Raw genomic sequence first — 15,153 nt, 5'->3', positions numbered from 1 at the left:
GGGCGCCCATCGACGACTCGACTGGCCGACGCCGGTCACCGTAGCCGGGAGCGCTTGCGAAGTCGCCGTGGTGTGACCGTCGGACCACAGCGTCGTCGCCCGCACGCCTGACAGACTGCGGCGGGTACATACACGCTGTACCGATGACGGGGAAAGAATGCGAACGCTGGGACTGGACGATGCTTGATCATTCCGAACGGGTTGCTGCAGCCCGGTCCGCCATCGACTACATCTGCGGCCGCAGCGACGAGGAACAGGCGGTGCCGGTTCCGAATTGCCCGGGCTGGACGGTGTACAACGCGGCGTCACATATCGGCCGGGTCGGAATCGCGTGGGAGGAGATGATCACCTCGACACCCGACGACCCCGAGTCCCGGGCGCGGGGTTACGAGCGCGCCGGCCGCAAGCCCGCCGGAACCTCGACGGCGGAACTCGCAGCGTGGGCCTACTCAGCCATCGATCATCTCGCCGACGACCTCGACCGGCGCTGCTACTTCTCGATGACCGGAGGCGAAGGCAATCCGCGGCTGTGGGCCTGGCACGCGGCCTCCGAGCTCGGCATGCACCGCCTCGATGTCGAGGCGGCACTGGGCCACGCGCACTCCATGACGCCGTCGCAAGCACTCGACGCCGCCGATTACACCTGCCAGTTCTTCCTGCAGGCGATGCGCCGCGTCCTCGAACGTGATCCCGGCGGGCTCACCGCCCGTCTGGTCGAGGTCGGCAGCGTGACTATCGAGCCCCTGCCCGAGACCGAGTCGCCGGCATCGGTCGTGGTCGAAGGCCCGCCGATCCAAGTGCTCCTCGCACTCTGGGGCCGCCCCCACGTCGGTGTCGAGATCACCGACGGCGACCCTCAGGTCTGGCAGCACTGGCAAGCCTTTCCCACCGAAGCCTTCCAGTTCGGCACCTGGGACTAGCCGCGTCGCAGCCCTTCCGACAGGGGGAGGGCAGCGAGGAGTTGGGCTAGGCAGTCTTCTAGGGGTTGGGTGGTGTCGATAGTGATCTCGGGTGCGGGCGGTGGTTCGTAGGGGGCGGAGATGCCGCTGAAGTCGGGGATCTCGCCGGCTCGGGCCTGGACGTAGAGGCCCTTGGGGTCGCGGGCCTCGCAGATTTCGAGCGGGGTGTCGACGAACACCTCGATGAAGGTGCCTTCGGGATGGATGGCACGTACCTGGTCACGATCGGCCACGTAGGGCGAGATGAAGGCTGTGAGCACGACGACTCCTGCGTCTTGGAACAGGCGGCACACCTCACCGATGCGGCGGATGTTCTCGGCGCGGTCTTCGGGCGAGAAGCCGAGGTCACGGTTGAGGCCGAAGCGGACATTGTCGCCGTCGAGGACATAGGCAGCGACGCCGCGTTCCAGCAGGGCCGCTTCGAGGGCGAATGCAAGGGTGGATTTGCCGCTGCCGGAGAGCCCTGTGAACCACACTGTCATCGCACGGTGGCCGAAGTGCGCCTCGCGGTCGGCGCCGGTGACGTGCCCTTCGGCGCGCACGATGTTGCGCGAGACGGGCTCATGCCCAGCGCCATCGCCTCCGACGCTCTCGCTCCCGGCGCCCGCACTCACGGTGTGTTCTGTCCTCTCAGAAAACCGCGCTCGGTCAGCATGCGCACGATGGCGTCGATGCACTCGTCGACGTCTTGGGTCGAGGTGTCGACGCGCAGGTCGGCATCGGTCGGTCGGTCGAAGTCGGCGGAGACGCCGGGGAAGCGGGGGATCTCCCCGCTGTCGGCCATCGCGTAGAGGCCGTGAGGGTCGCGCTCGCGGCACACCTCGATGGGCGTGTCCACGAAGACCTCCACATAGCGATCCGCGCCCACCAGGTCACGGGCTCGTTGCCGCACGTCACGGTCGGGGGCCACCATTGCGGCGATCGCGATGAGGCCCTGGCCGTTCACGAGCCGTGCCACCTCCGACACCCGGCGCAGGTTCTCCGAGCGTTCCTGGGTGCTGAAGCCCAGGTCACGAGAGATGCCCATGCGAACGTTCTCGCCGTCGAGACGGATCGACACCTTGCCCCGATCGAACAGCTCACGTTCGAGGGCCGTGGCGAGCGTGGACTTGCCGGCCGCAGTGAGGCCCGTCAGCAGGATGGTGCACGGCTGCTGGCCGAATCGGATCGCCCGCTCTGCATCGCTGATCTCCGAGCGCTGGCGAACGAGTGCCGCATCGGGCGTGCGGTCCCACGCAGACGCCGCGCCCATGATCATTCCTGCGGCCACTGTGGCGTTCGTGAGCCGGTCGACGAGCACGAACGAGCCGGTCGCCCGGTTGGCGCTGTAGGGGTCGAAGGCGAGCTCCCGGTCTGAGGTGATGACGCAGTGCCCGATGTCGTTGAGCCCAAGGCCCGGGGCCTGCTCGTGTGCGCCGGTATTGATGTCGATCCGGTGCCGGACGTTGCGGATGGTGCAGTTGGAGACCGTGTTGGTCGTCTGCAGCAGGTAGGAGCTGCCGGACTCGGCGCCGGCCTCAGACATCCACACCACCATGGCGTCGAGGTCGTGTGCCCGCTGGGGTTCACTTCCTGGAGTCACCAGCAGATCGCCTCGGCTGACATCGATGTCGTCAACGAGTGTCACCGTGACCGCCCGTCCCGGCCCGGCCACATCAAGGTCGCCATCGAAGGTGGCAATCCGTTCCACCGTCGAGCCGAGCCCCGAAGGCAGCGCCACCACCTCGTCACCGGGCCGGAGCACGCCCGAAGCTACGGTCCCGGCGTACCCGCGGAAGTCGGCATCGGGGCGGGAGACCAGCTGCACCGGCATGCGGAAATGCTCCAGCTCGACGCCGGCATCGATGTCCACCGTCTCAAGCTGCTCCAGCAGCGGCGGACCGTCGAACCAGCCCAGATTGCCGCTGGCGTCGACGACGTTGTCGCCCAAGAGCGCGGACATCGGCAGGAAGTACGGCTGGCCAAAGCCGAGCGGCTTGGCGAACGAGCGGTAGTCCTCGCAGATCTCGGTGAACCGATCCTGCGACCAGCCGACGAGGTCCATCTTGTTGACCGCCACCACCACCTGGCCGATGCCCAGCAGGCTGGCGATGTAGCTGTGGCGCTTGGTCTGGGGCAGCACGCCGTGGCGGGCGTCGATCAGGATGACCGCCAGATCGCAGGTTGAGGCACCGGTCGCCATGTTGCGGGTGTACTGGGGGTGCCCCGGGGTGTCGGCGATGATGAAGGTGCGGCGGGCCGTGGAGAAGTAGCGGTAGGCCACGTCGATGGTGATGCCCTGCTCCCGCTCGGCACGCAGGCCGTCCATGAGCAGCGCCAGGTCGACCCCCTCGCCCGCCGAGCCGTGGGTAGCCGAGTCGGCCTCGAGGCTGGCGAGCACGTCCTCGTAGATCAACTGCGAGTCGTGCAGCAGCCGTCCGATCAGCGTCGACTTGCCGTCGTCGACGCTGCCGCACGTCAGCAGGCGCAGCAGGTCCATCAGAAGTACCCCTCGCGCTTCTTCTGCTCCATGGAACCCGACTGGTCGAAGTCGATCACCCGGCCTTCCCGCTCGGAGCGGGTGGCCACCAGCATCTCGCCGATGATCTCCGGAAGCGTGGCGGCCGAGGACTCGATGGCACCCGACAGGGGATAGCAGCCCAGCGTGCGGAACCGCACCAGCCGCTGCTCAGCCACCTCGCCCTCGTCGAAGACGAACCGGTCGTCGTCCACCATGATCAGCACGCCGTCACGTTCCACCACCGGCCGCTCGGCCGCGAAGTACAGCGGCACGATCGGGATCTGCTCCAAGTGGATGTACTGCCACACGTCGAGCTCGGTCCAGTTGCTCATCGGGAACACCCGGATCGACTCGCCCTGGTTGACCCGGCCGTTGTAGAGATTCCACAGCTCGGGCCGCTGATTCTTGGGATCCCAGCGGTGATGGGCATCGCGGAAGCTAAACACCCGCTCCTTGGCCCGTGACTTCTCCTCGTCGCGCCGGGCACCGCCGAATGCCGCATCGAACCGGCCGGCGTCGAGCGCTTGGCGCAGCGCCTGGGTCTTCATGATGTCGGTGTAGTTCTTCGACCCGTGATCGAACGGGTTGATGCCCTGCGCGACCCCCTCGGCGTTGGTGTGCACGATCAGGTCGAAGCCGATCTCGTCGGCCATGCGCTGGCGGAACGAGATCATCTCTCGGAACTTCCACGTGGTGTCCACGTGCAGCAGCGGGAACGGGATCCTGCCGGGGAAGAAGGCCTTGCGGGCGAGATGCAGCAGCACCGAGGAGTCCTTGCCGATCGAGTACAGCATGACCGGCCGCTCGCACTGGGCGACCACTTCGCGCATGATCCCGATCGCCTCGGCTTCGAGCTGTTGCAGGTGGGTCAGCCGCAGCTCGGCGGGCAGCGTCGCGCTCATTGCGAACCTCTCGATTGCTCCACCATGGCCTGGCTGGTTTCCCACAGCTTGGCCCCGTTTGTGGCGTCCGCGGCGCTCTCGGACACCTGCTTGCGGTGCATCAGGTGCAGGTAGAGCCCGGTTGAGCTGCCGGCCTCGGGCGCGCAGCACAACCAGGTGACGGGCTCGACGGCTTCTTCGGGCGACCGGAACAGCCGTCGAAGCACGAGATCGACGAATGAACGGAGCGCCGCGGGCGCTCCGCGGGTGATGTTCGTGGCCACACCTCCCGGGCACAGCGCATGCACCGCCACCTCGACCCCGTCGCTGTCGTCGCCATCGGCATCATCGACCCCGTCGCCAACGCCATCGTCGCCTTCGCTGGAGCGATGCAGCCGGCGCGACAACTCCGTGGCGTAGGTGCACAGCACAAGCTTGCTCAAGCCGTAGTGCCGCATGCTGTCCTTCATGCCATAGGGGGCGAACTCGCCGAGGCGATCGAAGTCGATGGCAGCGCTGGATCGATGGGCTTCCGAAGAGACGAACACGATCCGCGGCGGGTCACCCCCCGGAACTGTCGGAACAACGACACCGTCGGACAGCCAGCGGTCGATCATCACCCGGTTCGCCAGGAAGTGGACTGCGAACATCTCGTCGTAGCCCTGCGCTGTCCGCCTCGCAGCGGGCGTCATGAGGCCGGCATTCATCAGCGCGATGTCGACGCGGACCCCGCGATCCCGTAACTCGTCGCAGCAGCGGTGCACCGATCGGAGATCGGCAAGGTCGACTTCGACCAGCTCCACAGTCTCCGAACCGGATTCGCGCGTGATCTCCTCGCAGATGCCGTGATGGCCGGGGCGGCAGGCCAGGATCATGTGGCCGCCGCGCCGAGCGAGCTCTACGGCGGCTGCCCTGCCGAGGCCGCTGTTGGCCCCGGTCACCAGGCAGGTCTTGCCGTCGATCCTCACGTCGTCGGCGACTGCTTCGATATCCGGCGCCGTGGGATTGCGGAGGTCACGGAAGGCCGTTGCCACCGCACTGACGAAGCCACGGTCGCCGACCCCGCGTACAGGCTCTCCCACCTCTGGAGGCTGCTCGCCGCCGGCTGACAGTGACGGCGGGGGATCGGCGCTCGGCGACTGACGCTGGTCGTTTTCGAACGGGATCGCGTAGGTCTCGCGGTATGCAGCGAACGCTGCGTCGATGCCCTGCTCGGTCAGTCCGAAGTCTTCGAGCTGGTAATCGTGCTTGCCGAAACGGTTTTGCGGGTTCGCTGCCAGGTACTGCTCGGCTTGGCGTTCGGCCGTCCCGTCGAAGCCGACGCCGGCCGCCTCGCACACGCGCCGAGCTTCGCTGATCGGGTCGGTGATCAGGTCGTAGTACGAGACATCGACGAATTGATTGGCTGGTGACGCGGCTCGAGCCTGCATGGCTCGCTCCACCATCCGGTGCGTCTTGTAGTGCCAGTGCCGCCCGATCTCGGCGGCATCGACCGCATCGCTGAATATGCCGTGGCCGTGGGCGACCATGCTGCAGAACGAGGCCAACGTGACACGGGGGTCACGATGGGCCTGGACCACCGTGGCGCTCCCGAACACCCTGCAGAACGCGTCGAGGAACTCCAGGTGGTGAGGGGTCTTGAGCACCCACGCGCTCGTGGGTCGCTGCCATGCCAGCACCTGCAGGACCCGGCGCAGAAACTCGTAGTTCTGCGTGTGGTCTTGATCTTCCAGCCAGCGGGAATAGCTCGGCACCGTCATGGTGGCCTCGGCTGTCTGGCTCATGAAGTTCAGGTCGAGCAGGAGGACGTCCTCTTCGGCCTGGTCGTGCCCCACCGGGTGGATCGCCTGAAAGTCGGGCGCTAGGTACGAGACGGTTCGCTGGGCGAGCATCGCGCGCCACCTGCGGGACCGCTCGGAGCGTTCTGCGGTCTCGCCCGTCGCCACCGGAACGAGGGCTTCGGCGCCGGTGATGCCCCGGATCTGCGGGTGCGAGCACAGCAGCCGCTGCAACAGGGTGGTGCCGGTGCGCTGCAGTCCGGTGATCAGGATGATCGTGCCCAGATCGATGTCTTCGATCTCGGGGTGCCGCGTCACCAAATCCTGAATCCGCAAGCGTTGTACCAGCGCATCGGTGAGCCGTGATTTCTGGATCAGGCGGCCGGCCGCACTCAGGCGGGCCTCGGCGTTGATCGAGGTGACCAACACCTCGAGGGCTTCGGCGTGACCGTCGTCGCCGAAATCGCTGAGACCGGTCCTGCGCCGTGCAGCCTCACGCAGTGCCTCAGCGTCCAGCCGGCCCGTCCGCCCGACGTATGCGCCGGCCCTGCCGAGCCGGTTGAGGAGCCGGACCGGGGCCGGGCGGAAGGGATGCGCGTAGTCGGTGGAGGTCACCGCACCCCCAACATGCGGCCGATGTCAGTCACCTGGCTGGCCTCGCAAGCTGGCGAGCTTGACCACGCGGCAGCTTGGCTGTGGATGCTCGGCGGCTCGAACCCAGCGGAAGCACATCGTTCCCGACGTGTGGCCTGCAGTGTCAATCCAGTTCGGCAGGCAGGGATCGCTATGTGCCACCACGATGCGCACCGAGCCGTCGGCTTCGTAGCTGGCGAGGTGGTTGTTGGTGTGGATGGTGAAGTGCCGGTAATCAAGCGATTCCATCCAGTAGTTGTTGAGCTGGAAGTTCCAGAGTTCGCACTCTGGCGGCATGGCTTCGATCACCAGTGCTTCGTCGGGCTCGAGCGCCCAGTGGCTGTGGTAGTACGCGATGTTGGGGTCGCCGCCGGCCGCAAGCGACACGTCGGGGTCGAAGCGGGGCAGCTCGTTGGTGTGCTTCTGGAAGTCGCGCGCCCACTTCGCAAACAGCAACGGCGCCCCCATCACCAGCGAGCCGGCATTGCGGAGCCCGTGATCCAGAGATGCCGCCGTCAGGTATGAAGGACGGGCCTCACTGGGGGCGCAGTTGATGCGTTCGATGGTGAGTTCGGCAGGAGTCTCCGCGTTCCGGTCGCCGAAGGTTTGGCGCACGACAAGGGCGCCTGTCTCGGGTGTCATCGGCAGCCAATTGGTGTCATGCCGGGTGCTGCTGAGGATCAATTCGAAGCACCCGTCGGCATCCATCTCGATGTCGTCGGACTCGATGTAGCCGGTCGGCGGCAGGCCGCCGCCTTGGCCATAGTGCCCCGCTTGGGTTCCGAAGCTCAGGTAGGCGATGTCGTTGCGGCGGCCTGAGATCTTGTAGTCGTACGACCCGTCCAGCACGGCCGTGAGGTAGAAGTTGTCGGGGTTGTCCGCACCCATCTTGGTGGTCTCGCCGACCACGCGGTGCAGTGCCGGCGCCTTGGGATCGGCGTGTTCGACGAATGCCATCAGCCCCGCTCGGGCGATGCGGCTCAGGTACCGGTAGCCCTCGGCCTGGTTGAACGCATCCCGCGGCGTGCCGGGGAAATGCAGCGCAGCTCCCGCTGCCTTGAGCGCATCGCAGAACTCGTCCCAGGACTGTCCGGTGGTGATCCGTTGCTCGGCCACGTCGTCGGGCGACTTGCCCCGGAGCTTCCACACCCACCCAGAGATGCCCCGAATCGCAGCCAGCAGACCGATGACGAACCTTCGCATGGCGTACATCTACTGACTCCGACGGCTCAGCGGCAACGGGCAGCGTTGGGCTACGTCGCCGGCGAGAGCTTGTGGGCGGCCATGGCGCGGAACAGCGGCAGGCTGCGTTCGTACATTTCCGCTAGGCGTGGCGAATTCTCCAGCGGCGGGTACTCGGTACGTGGCGTCGTGATGCTGGAACTCTGCCGGAGACTGTCGTGCCACGGTCCTGTGCCCTCGCCGTACCAACTCACCTCCGAGCGCTCGCCCGGTTCCCACACCAGCGCTTCGGCCATGAACTCGATGCCCACAGCAGCGCAGAAGGCCTGGATCGTTCCCTCCGGATTGCCGGTCAGATCGGCGGCGTCGATGACTGGCGGGGGAGCGCCGTCGCGCTCAGCGATCCGGCAGAACAGGCGGTGAAGCGATTCGAACCCGACCTCGTCCCACGTGCAGTCGGGCCAGTGATGGCCAAGACCCTGCACGACCCGCTCCGGGTCGCGGATGAGAAACGTGTGGGTCATGGCGGCGAGCTTGCGGTCGTCGAGGTCGTGCTCGACGGAGTAGGCGAAGTCCTTCACGAACACGTTCTGCGACTGCGAGAGTTCCGAGAGGCGGTCCCAGAGTTCGGCATAGGTGTGGCCAGGACGCGCTTCGACGTGAGCGTCTCGCTGAGATCGGCGGTCTTCGCCGTAGTAGTAGAGCTCGTTCCACGGCTCGTGGAAGCATTCGAAATCGCCCCGCTGGCGCATCATCCACTCGAACGCCGTGGAGACCGAGCGAGGCGTCGCCCACAGCGTCAGGAACATCGAGCCGTCCTCCGTATCGCCATGTACGAACCCGGGTGCACCTGTGAGTTCAGCGGGTTTCGGTTCGCTTGCGGGAGCGATGGCCCAGCACCGCAGCCCCCTCTGGCGTTCCGTCGTGGAAGGCCCCGATTAGCTCGTCCAGCGGCGACTCGTAACCCCCGTAGTTGCATTCGATGAAGCGGTGGTGGATCTGGTGGTGGAAATCGCCCAGCTCGAACCGCGCTTGGCGACGGGTCCGCGGCCCCAGCAGCAGTGCGTCGTAACCGGTGTGCGACAGAGGTGCCCCGAGGCCGTGGTGCATCATCATGAAACACAGGTGCAGCGGGTGTGACGGCACGAGGAACAGCAGCACCACGTCGGAGAAGAGCACGAGGTGCTCGACGGGGTGCATCGAGAGCCCAGACCACGGGCCGACATTGGTGTTGCGGTGGTGCCACGAGTGGATGTGACGGTAAGCCGGGCCGGTGTGCAGCAGCCGGTGGTGGGCTGAGAAATACAGGATCGACCACCACGGGATGACCACTAGGAACAGCACGAACCAGACAGGGTTGCTCTCGAAGGTGATCAGGCGTGCGTGCCCGTTGGCGTACGCCCACAGCAGCAACGACTCGAATCCGGTCCAGATCAGCACAGCCGGCACGAGCGTGAGGAACACGTTCTCCCGCACCTGATTGCCGAACAGGAACACACGCTTGTTACGTCCGAACGGGCGGGAGTCGTAGCGCAGGCCGTCGCCCTGACGACGCACGACGTAGAACCAGACGTGCAGCCCACCGGCGACGAGTGTCACCAGGATCAGGTTGCGAAGCCAGATTCCGAAGATCCAGCCGAATTCGAGGCTCTCCGTGCGTTCGAGCGACGGCATGAACCACGCCCAGACGGCGAACGCCGCTGCGAGCATGAAGAAGCGGGACCGCAGCGGCAGCCATGTGCGCCCGAGGTGCTTCGCAATGGCGCCCGGCCGGGGAGGCCAGTGCAGGAATGGTGCCGTGCGCAGCGGCAACTCCGGCGCGAAGTTCCACATCGCGCGGCCGCCGTCAGGCGACGATGACGTCAAGGGCATCGCATCACCCCCGAGCAACCCCACGCTGCTGCCGTCAGGCCTGTCAGCCTGCTACCTACACCAGTGTATGTTCGGAAACGAGGTCGCCGACCGCCATTTCACAGCCCAAAACGGGGCAGCATGAGCGAACCGCATTTCAACGAACACGGGGCCGAGGTCACGGGCCGACGCATCTTCCGCTGGGACGAACTCCAAACGACGCGCTGGGATGCCGATCGGGTTGAGGCGCAGATCCTGACCGGCGAGCACATGCATCTGATCCGGGCGGTGTACGAGCCGGGTGCGACCTATGAGATGCACAGCCATCCCCACGAGCAGTTCAGCCTGCTGCTGTCGGGCCGCATGCTCCTGACGGTGGGCGGCGAGACGCGCGAGATCGGGCCCGGTGACGGCTGGTACGCGCCGGGCGGTGTTCCCCACGGCGGCGAAGTGCTCGGTGACGAACCGGCCGTGTTCATCGACGTCTACTCGCCGGTGACCACCTGGATACTCGACGTGTTCGCCCAAGGCAGGCGTGTCGACGGGGACCAGGCACCGCCTGCTGGGTAACTCAGCGGCTCACCGACCACCAGTGAGCGAAAGTCTGAGAAGCTAGGGGGATGGGCGAGCAGACGGCGCCGCAAGCCCAGCCGGTTGAGGGGCGCAGCTTTCCGACTACGGCGCGCGGCGCCAGGCCGACGTTCTTCGATGACGATGGTGCGACTGATGCGGTCTTGGCGATCGTGACGGCGCTCGCGGCCGAGGTGTGGGCGTTGCGTGAGCGGCAGACCACGCTCGAGGCGGTGCTTGCCGAGGCCGGCATCGATGCTGCCGCAGCGATCGAGGCGTACCGGCCTGACGGCGACGAGACCGCAGCCCGTGCTGCCGAGGCGGCGGCCTTCGCCGGTCGCGTCTATCGCGTATTCGAGGAAATGCGCGAAGAGGCGCTGGCCGGCGACACACAGGGCCGGTATCTCCAGATCGTCGATCGCGCATTCGCAGAGCTCTAGATGGGGGACAGCCAGATGAGCCAGCAAACACACCCGCTCCTGCCCACCGAAACGCACGACGAGAGCGCCCGGGAGGGCTTCGTGCAGGCGCTCAAGTCGCACATCGCGACCCGGGTCAGCCCCGGTGTGCGCGAGATCTACGACCGCCGGGTCCGCCAGCAATGGGTCGAGGAGCACGGCGACGAGCCGGCGGACCGGCACGAGGTCCGCGAAGCGCTGAGCTCCGACACCTACTACCGACTGTGGAGCTCGGTGCGCCGATCCAGCCAGCACCTGCTGTGGAGCTCGGTCGGCGATGCCATCGCACGCCAGGCCGGCGAGCTTGCACAACGCGCCCGATCGGCCGATGCGGGGATCGGTTCGCTGCGCCTCGACCCAGATCTGGAGATCCCCTGGTACAACGCCGAGGTCGACATCCACGCCATGCCGGGCGGCTACCGGGGCGAGTACATGGACGACGACGTGTCGGTCGGGGCGCTGTTCGACCGCGGCGTCTATGTGTACGCGATGGGCCAGATGGGCGCGCTCAACGACGATTACGGGCAGTCCGTCTGCCAGAACTTCCTGGCGGCCTCCCATCCCGAGTTCTCACCGCGGCGGATCCTCGACATGGGCTGCACGTCGGGCAACTCCACGCTGCCCTACGTCGATGCGTTCCCCGACGCCGAGGTCCATGCCATCGACCTGGGCGCACCCGTGCTGCGGTACGCGCATGCGCGCGCCGAGTCGCTCGCGCGGGCAGTGCACTTCTCCCAGCAGAACGCCGAGTGCACCGACTTCCCCGACGGGCACTTCGACTTGATCGTCTCGCACATCGTGATCCACGAGATGTCGCCTGCGGCGTTGCGCCGGATGTTCGCCGAGTGCCGCCGCCTGCTCGCACCGGGCGGGCTCATGGTGCACGCCGACTTCGCCGGGTACGCCGGCGTCGACCCGGTCACCCAGGCGATGATCGACTGGGACACCTACTACAACCACGAGCCCTTCTGGGGCCCGATGCGCGACATGGATCTGGTGGCCGAGTCAGTCAGTGCTGGCTTCGACGACGGTGCGGTGGAGATCACGTCGGTACCGACGGGCCGGATGCTGCAGACAGGCAAGCAGCAGAAGACGGGTCAGCTCACCCTTCTGGTCGGCCAAGCCTGACGGGGCCGCTCCGAGGCAAGACGGCTGGGCACTCGGTTGGTGCTGGATGAGGCAGTTGACTGAAGGGCCATTGCCCACGACAGGAGCGTGACCCGATGGAGGTCGTCAACGAAGTGATGCCCACGGACCCCGAGCGCATCGACGAGATGATGCAGCCTGGGCCTGACGGGCCGATCTACATGGTCAACCTGCTGAAGTTCAAGGACAAGGCCGAGTATGAGGACGGCCGCGAGACCGATCTGACCGGCTTCGAGGCGTACCAGCTGTACGGCCGGGCGGTGTCGAGGATCATCCGCGACTACGGCGGCGAGATCCAGTTCGCAGCGAACGTGACGTTCCTGTCGCTCGGCCAGGTCGAGGAATTGTGGGACGAGATCGCCATCGCCAAGTACCCGAACCGGGGAGCGCTGCTGGCGATGTCGTCGTCACCGGAATGGCGCGAGGCAGCGGTGCATCGCACGGCCGGGCTGGCCGGTCAGTTGAACATCGAGACGGTCGCCCAGTTCGTCCGCGAGTGAGCCCGGGAGGGCTCGGCCGCACAGGTTCTTGCTGGCCGGTCCCTCGTCGGGATTCCTTCCGGCTGGAAGGTTCAGTCGGGGAGGTCAGGTACCGTCGTACTCATGAGAATCGGCGAGCTAGGCGATCGCTGCGGGGTGAGCACGAAGACGATTCGGTATTACGAGTCGATCGGATTGCTCGACGAACCCGACCGGACGGCGAGCGGGTACCGAGAGTACGCAGGCGACGCCGTCCAGCGCCTGCGGTTCATTCGCGATGCGCAGGCGACGGGGCTGACGCTGGCGGAGATCTCCTCGGTGCTTGAGCTCAAGAGCGTCGGCGAGCGGTCGTGCGCACACACCACGGCACTCATCGAAGCGCACGTCGACGCTATTGACGTTCAGATCGCCCAGCTCCGATCGGCCCGCGATGAGCTGGCCGCACTGCTGAAGCGGGCACAGGGCCTCGATCCGGCGTCATGCACTGATCCCAACCGCTGCCAAGTGATCAACGGAGCCCGCAAATCCACTTGACCTTCCAGTTGGATGGAATGTTTAGAGTGGCCATGTGACCGCAGCGACCGCTCGATCCGACTTGGCCATCGACGGGATGACGTGTGCTGCGTGCGCGAGCCGGATCCAGCATCGGCTCGATGAACTGGACGCCGTAGCGGCCGCGCAGGTGAACTTCGCCACTGGTCGGGCTTCGATCACCCACGACGGGTCGCTCGACGAAGCCTTCGTTGCGGCGGAGATCGCAGCGCTGGGCTACGCGGTCATCGAAGAAGGCGAAAGCGAGGCGGCCGAGCGGCGCCGCCAGGCCGACCTGCTGGCCCGGCTGGTCACCGGAGCGGTGCTGACGGTGCCGTCGGTGCTGATCTCGATGATCCCGGCGCTGCAGTTCGGCGGCTGGGAATGGCTGGTCGCCGTGCTGGCGGCCGTGGTGATTGTGGGAGCGGGCTGGCCGTTCCATCGAGCCGCAGCGGTCAACCTGCGCCACGGCGCCACCACCATGGACACGCTCGTGTCGATGGGGTCGCTCGCCGCGCTGGCGTGGTCGCTGACGGTGTCGATCACCGGCATCGGCGAGGGCCATGTGTACTTCGAGACCGGCGCCGTGATCGTCACGCTGATCCTGCTGGGCAAGTGGCTGGAGCTGCGGGCCAAGCGCCGCTCGGGCGACGCCATCCGGGCGCTGGCAGATCTGGGCGTGCGGACCGCCCGCCTGGTGGACGGGCGTGAGATCGCGATCGCAGATCTGGCGGTCGGCATGCGGTTCGTGGTCCGGCCCGGGGAGCGCATCGCCACCGACGGCGTGATCACCGACGGGCGCTCGGCAGTCGATGCGTCGATGGTGACCGGCGAGCCGGTGCCGGTGGAGGTCGGGCCCGGCGACGAGGTGATCGGCGCCACGATCAACGCCAACGGAGCGCTCGTCGTCGAAGCGGCCAAGGTGGGTGCAGACACGGCGCTGGCGCAGATCATCCGCTTGGTTGACGAAGCCCAAGGCAGCCGGGCAGAGGTGCAGCGGCTCGCCGACCGGGTGTCGGCGGTGTTCGTGCCCATTGCCATCGTCATCGGGATCCTCACGCTGGCGGCGTGGTTGCTGCTGGGCAACGAGGCCAGCGCTGCATTCAGCGCAGCGGTGGCAGTGCTGATCATCGCCTGCCCGTGCGCCCTCGGGCTGGCGACGCCGCTCGGGATCATGGTGGGGACCGGCCGGGGCGCCCAGCTCGGCGTGATCATCAAGGGGGGTGAGGTTCTCGAGGACACTCGCTCGGTGGACGTGGTGCTGGTGGACAAGACCGGCACGATCACCGAGGGTGCCATGACGCTCGCCGGTGTCCAGGCGGGACAACTTTCGACCGCCGAGCGCGACGAGGTGCACCGGCTGGCGGCATCGGCCGAGGCGTTGTCGTCTCACCCGATCGCTGAAGCCATCGCCGGCTCGGTCGACGAGCTGGTCGAGGTCGAGGAATTCGAGACTGCACCCGGTTCGGGTGTGATCGCAACGGTCGGCGGCGTCGAGGTCCGGGTGGGCCGTCGCAGCCTGTTCGACGCTGTGCCGGCCGGCGTGGCGAACTTGGCTGCCGACGCTGAGGCCACCGGGGCCACGGCTGTGCTTGCTGGCCGCAATGGCACCGCGGAGATCGTGCTGGTGGTTGCCGATCGCATCAAGCCGACCTCGGCGGAGGCGATAGCGGCACTGCAAGAGCAGGGCCTGGCGGTGACGCTGCTCACCGGCGACAACGAGCGCACGGCACGGACGGTCGCCGCCGAAGCCGGCATCGAGTCGGTGATCGCCGAGGTCTTTCCCGACGACAAGGCCGCCGCCGTGCAGCGGCTTCAAGCCGCCGGCAAGCGAGTGGCGATGGTGGGAGACGGCATCAACGATGCCCCGGCGCTGGCTCAGGCCGACCTGGGCATTGCCGTCGGCACCGGTACGGACGTGGCCATCGAGGCGTCCGACCTCACCGTCGTGAGCGGCGATCTGCGGGCCGTTGCCGACGCCATTGCGCTGTCACGCCGCACCCTGTCGACGATCAAAGGGAACCTGTTCTGGGCCTTCGCCTACAACGCCGCCGCCATCCCGCTCGCGGCGTTCGGCATTCTGAACCCCATGATCGCTGCTGGCGCGATGGGCGTCTCGTCGCTGTTCGTCGTGACGAACAGTCTCCGCCTGCGACGCTTCACAGGCAGCCGCCAGACTGTCTAA

Annotated in this window: 14 protein-coding genes; 7 read left to right on the top strand and 7 right to left on the bottom strand. The window is 66.9% G+C overall.

Annotated elements, in window-relative coordinates:
• The first annotated feature begins 143 nt into the window (after positions 1 to 143).
• Positions 144 to 920, top strand: coding sequence for a maleylpyruvate isomerase family mycothiol-dependent enzyme (locus ACOQPE_RS14575; protein ID WP_420609610.1), 777 nt, complete (start codon positions 144 to 146; stop codon positions 918 to 920).
• Here ACOQPE_RS14575 and cysC read toward each other — a convergent pair.
• Genes cysC through ACOQPE_RS14540 form a run of 7 tightly spaced genes read right to left on the bottom strand, consistent with a single transcriptional unit; the run spans position 917 to position 9,805 of the window.
• A complete protein-coding gene (gene cysC / locus ACOQPE_RS14570) occupies positions 917 to 1,573 on the bottom strand; it encodes an adenylyl-sulfate kinase (protein WP_420609609.1) in 657 nt (218 codons plus the stop codon). The genes ACOQPE_RS14575 and cysC overlap by 4 nt on opposite strands.
• Positions 1,570 to 3,438 carry a sulfate adenylyltransferase subunit CysN gene (gene cysN / locus ACOQPE_RS14565; RefSeq protein ID WP_420609608.1) on the bottom strand — a complete coding sequence of 623 codons (1,869 nt, stop codon included), beginning with the start codon at positions 3,436 to 3,438 and terminating at the stop codon, positions 1,570 to 1,572. The genes cysC and cysN overlap by 4 nt, the downstream gene beginning before the upstream one ends.
• Entirely contained in the window at positions 3,438 to 4,361 is a 924-nt protein-coding gene (cysD, locus tag ACOQPE_RS14560; RefSeq protein WP_420609607.1) for a sulfate adenylyltransferase subunit CysD, read from the bottom strand. The genes cysN and cysD overlap by 1 nt, the downstream gene beginning before the upstream one ends.
• Complete coding sequence (locus ACOQPE_RS14555) at positions 4,358 to 6,733, bottom strand: SDR family NAD(P)-dependent oxidoreductase (protein WP_420609606.1); 2,376 nt, start codon at positions 6,731 to 6,733, stop codon at positions 4,358 to 4,360. The genes cysD and ACOQPE_RS14555 overlap by 4 nt, the downstream gene beginning before the upstream one ends.
• Before the next feature lie 24 nt (positions 6,734 to 6,757).
• A complete protein-coding gene (locus tag ACOQPE_RS14550; RefSeq protein ID WP_420609605.1) occupies positions 6,758 to 7,954 on the bottom strand; it encodes a hypothetical protein in 1,197 nt (398 codons plus the stop codon).
• Between the two features lie 50 nt (positions 7,955 to 8,004).
• Positions 8,005 to 8,742, bottom strand: coding sequence for a sulfotransferase family protein (locus ACOQPE_RS14545; protein ID WP_420609604.1), 738 nt, complete (start codon positions 8,740 to 8,742; stop codon positions 8,005 to 8,007).
• Positions 8,743 to 8,791: 49 nt separating this feature from the next.
• Positions 8,792 to 9,805 (bottom strand): sterol desaturase family protein, encoded by a 1,014-nt coding sequence (locus tag ACOQPE_RS14540; RefSeq protein WP_420609603.1) that lies wholly within the window; start codon positions 9,803 to 9,805, stop codon positions 8,792 to 8,794.
• 120 nt (positions 9,806 to 9,925) lie between these two features.
• Here ACOQPE_RS14540 and ACOQPE_RS14535 point away from each other — a divergent pair, with 120 nt between their 5' ends.
• The 6 genes from ACOQPE_RS14535 (at position 9,926) to ACOQPE_RS14510 (ending at position 15,153) form a co-directional block, all read left to right on the top strand.
• A complete protein-coding gene (locus ACOQPE_RS14535) occupies positions 9,926 to 10,354 on the top strand; it encodes a cupin domain-containing protein (protein WP_420609602.1) in 429 nt (142 codons plus the stop codon).
• A 50-nt stretch (positions 10,355 to 10,404) separates the two neighbouring features.
• Positions 10,405 to 10,794: a hypothetical protein gene (locus ACOQPE_RS14530; protein WP_419915851.1), complete on the top strand. Its 390-nt coding sequence runs from the start codon at positions 10,405 to 10,407 to the stop codon at positions 10,792 to 10,794.
• 15 nt (positions 10,795 to 10,809) lie between these two features.
• Complete coding sequence (locus tag ACOQPE_RS14525) at positions 10,810 to 11,940, top strand: methyltransferase domain-containing protein (RefSeq protein WP_420609601.1); 1,131 nt, start codon at positions 10,810 to 10,812, stop codon at positions 11,938 to 11,940.
• Positions 11,941 to 12,035: 95 nt separating this feature from the next.
• Positions 12,036 to 12,458, top strand: a complete 423-nt coding sequence (locus tag ACOQPE_RS14520; protein WP_420609600.1) for a DUF1330 domain-containing protein — start codon at positions 12,036 to 12,038, stop codon at positions 12,456 to 12,458.
• 102 nt (positions 12,459 to 12,560) lie between these two features.
• Positions 12,561 to 12,971 (top strand): heavy metal-responsive transcriptional regulator, encoded by a 411-nt coding sequence (locus tag ACOQPE_RS14515; RefSeq protein WP_419915848.1) that lies wholly within the window; start codon positions 12,561 to 12,563, stop codon positions 12,969 to 12,971.
• Between the two features lie 34 nt (positions 12,972 to 13,005).
• Complete coding sequence (locus ACOQPE_RS14510) at positions 13,006 to 15,153, top strand: heavy metal translocating P-type ATPase (protein WP_420609599.1); 2,148 nt, start codon at positions 13,006 to 13,008, stop codon at positions 15,151 to 15,153.

It is taken from the genome of Candidatus Poriferisodalis sp., assembly GCF_965219595.1.
GTDB lineage: Bacteria > Actinomycetota > Acidimicrobiia > Acidimicrobiales > Poriferisodalaceae > Poriferisodalis.
Note: the sequence above shows the minus strand (reverse complement) of the source record. Positions and strands in the feature narration are given on the sequence as shown.